This window comes from Streptomyces sp. NPDC052052 (assembly GCF_040680455.1).
GTDB lineage: Bacteria > Actinomycetota > Actinomycetes > Streptomycetales > Streptomycetaceae > Streptomyces.
Window position 1 is genome coordinate 1 of sequence record NZ_JBFAWU010000060.1, and the last position, 2,777, is coordinate 2,777.

Consider the following 2,777-nt stretch of genomic DNA (forward strand, 5'->3'; position numbering starts at 1 on the left):
TCCGTCCGACCCACCAACCGACCCGGATCCACCGCCACCACACCCAACAACCCCACCAACCGCTCCACCAACACCCCCACAAACACCGCATCGAAGAGGTCAGGGCGGTAGTCGATCTCGAACCGCAGCTCTTCACCGGGGAAGGCCCCCAGGCTGAGCGGGTAGTGGGCGAATCCGCCCCACTCGTCGGTGCCGGCCGGCAGGACGTCCTGGTCCCGCCCTTGGAGGAAGCCGGCGGTCCACGAACCTTCCCAGGGGGATTCCTGGGTGAAGTTCTCGAAGGCCATGGAGGTGTCGAAGAGTTCACCGAGCCCGGCGCGGCGCTGGATCTGCGCCAGGCCGACGTGGTGGTACGGGGTGAGGGATGCCTGCCGGCGCTGGAGGTCGGCGAGCAGGTCCTCCAGGGGCTGTTCCGGGTCCAGCCGCACCCGCACCGGCACGGTATTGATCAGCAGACCCACGATCTCCTCGACACCCGCCACCTCCGGCGAACGCCCCGACACCGTCGCACCGAAGACGACATCCTGCCGCCCCGTGAGACTCGACAACAGCAGCGCCCACGCACCCTGCACCACCGTGTTCAGCGTCAGCCCCCGAGCACGCGCCACCGCACTCAGCCGCGCCGTCGTCTCCGCATCGAGCGACCCCAGGGCGCGGGCAGGCTGTTCCGTGAGTGCGGCCGGCGCGCCCGGTGCGACCAGGGTCGGCTCCTCGAAGCCGGCCAGTTCGTCGGACCAGGCGTCCAGGGCGGCGTCCTCGTCCTGGGCGTTCAGCCAGGCCAGGTAGGAGCGGAAGGGCACCACGGGCGGCAGGCCGCTCTCGTCACCGCGCGCCTCGTACAGCCCGAACACCTCACCCAGCGCCCGCGCCATGGACCAGCCGTCCCACAGAATGTGATGACTCGTCAGCACCACCACATGCCGGTCGGCCGCAAGCCGCACCAGAGCCACCCGCATCAGCGGCGGCACCACCGGATCAAATCCCTCGGCCCGGTCAGCGCTCAGGAGTTCGTCGATCCGCTCGCGCTGCACCTCCTCGGGGAGGCCGGTGAGGTCCAGCTCGCGCCACGGGACGGTGACCTCCGCCGGGACCACCTGCACCGCCTCACCGGTACGGCGCACAAGGAATCCGACGCGCAGGCTCGCATGGCGGCGCACCAGACCCTGGAACGCGGCCCGCAGCACCTCCGCGTCGACCTCGCCGGAGAGCACGACGGGGGCCTGCAGAACATAGGGGTCGTCCGGGCGCCGCTCGTAGAGGGCGTGGAAGAGGAGTCCTTCCTGGAGTGGGGTGAGCGGCCACACGTCCTCCACCGGACCGGCGGCGGAGAACGCGGCGGCGACGTCTGCCCGGGCCTCGGCGTCCAGGGCCGGAAGCGGCTGCTCACCGCCGTCGGCAACGGCGCCCTCGGTGTCCGCGGCGGACGCCGACTGAGCGGTCTCCGCGAGGCCCACGACCGTCTTCGCCTCGAAGACGTCCCGGGGGGATATGTCGAGTCCGGCGGAGCGGGCGCGTACCGAGAGTTGGATCGAGGTGATCGAGTCGCCGCCGAGTTCGAAGAAGCTGTCGTCGATCCCGAGTTGCTCAATGCCCAGGACCTCGGCGAACAGTTCGCAGAGGAGATGTTCGCGCGGGGTACGCGGGGCTCGGCTGTCCTCCGCGCCTCGGAACTCCGGCACCGGGAGGGCGACGCGGTCCAGCTTCCCGGTGCTGGTCACCGGCAGTGCGTCCAGCGGTACGAAGGCCGCGGGCACCATGTAGGCGGGGAGCGTGGAGGCCAGGGCCTCGCGCAGGACCGACACGTCCAGGGCGGACGCGGGGCCGGAGGCCGGCACGACATAGGCCACCAGACGCTTCGAGCCGGTGTCTTCTCGTGCCAGCACGGCGACCTGGCCGACCGGCGGGAGGGCGGAGAGTGCGGCTTCGATCTCGCCCGGCTCCACGCGGAAACCACGGATCTTCACCTGGTGGTCCGCACGCCCCACGAACTCCAGCGCACCGTCCGCGTTCCACCGCACCACATCACCCGTGCGGTACATCCGCTCACCCAGCTGCCCGAACGGGCAGGCCACAAAGCGTTCCGCGGTCAGTCCCGGCCGGTTCACATAGCCACGTGACACACCGGCACCCGCGATGTACAGCTCCCCCGCAACCCCCACACCCACCGGGCGCAGCGCCGCGTCCAGGACGTAGGTCCGCATACCGTCCAGCGGATGCCCAATCGGCATCACCGCCGGCACCTCCGCCGACATCCCCAACGGGAAGGCCGTGGCGAAGGTCGTCGTCTCCGTCGGACCGTACCCGTCCACGAGGAGGAGATCCGGGCAGTGCTCGCGGACCCGGCGCACCGCATCCGCACGCACCGCCTCACCACCGGTCCACAGCTCCCGCAGTCCCGCCAGGCAGCCGGGGTCCTCCAGCGCGAACGCGTGGAAGAGGGGAGCCGTGAGCCATGTCGCCGTGATGCCGTGAGTGCGGACCAGCTCCCGCAGGAGGCCCGCCGTGAGGTCCTTGGCCGGGGACAGCACTACCTGGCCGCCGGACAGGAGGGGTACCCACAGCTCGTAGGTCGAGGCGTCGAACATCAGCGAGGAGTGCGACAGCAGGACCTCGTGCCCCGAAGCGAACCGCTCATCACGGGCCAGGGCCACCACATCCGCATGCGTGACCTCCACCCCCTTCGGCACACCCGTCGACCCCGACGTGAACATCACATACGCCGCACTCCCGGGCACCGGACCCGCCACCTCACCGGCCACCGACGCCCCGGACATGCC

General features: G+C 70.7%; 1 protein-coding gene. It reads right to left on the minus strand.

Going from position 1 to position 2,777, the window contains the following annotated elements:
• Window positions 1-2,774 (minus strand): amino acid adenylation domain-containing protein (locus tag AB0L71_RS32625; protein WP_365250358.1); only part of this gene is annotated, 2,774 nt, incomplete at its 3' end.
• Window positions 2,775-2,777 lie beyond the last annotated feature (3 nt).